This window comes from Microvirga pakistanensis (assembly GCF_004458765.1).
GTDB lineage: Bacteria > Pseudomonadota > Alphaproteobacteria > Rhizobiales > Beijerinckiaceae > Microvirga > Microvirga pakistanensis.
On the sequence record NZ_SPJX01000261.1, the window covers coordinates 1 to 223 of the forward strand.

Here is a 223-nt window from a genome sequence, read left to right on the forward strand (position 1 = left end):
CCGCCATCGTCGAGGCTGTCCGGAACGGATGTGACGCCATTCTTGTCGATCTTCACGGTGCGATGGTGACGGAAAGTTTTGACGACGGGGAGGGAGAACTTCTCGCGCGCGGTCGCGCCGTCGCGCCGGATGTGCCGCTTGGCGTCGCCCTCGATCTTCATGGCAACATCACCGAACGCATGGTCGCCAATGCCGACGTGCTGGTCGGCTTCAAGACCTATCC

Annotated in this window: 1 protein-coding gene; it reads left to right on the forward strand. The window is 62.3% G+C overall.

Features of this window, described 5'->3' with window-relative positions; genetic code table 11:
- Positions 1–223 (forward strand): M81 family metallopeptidase (locus E4K09_RS14770; protein WP_166802337.1); only part of this gene is annotated, 223 nt, incomplete at both ends.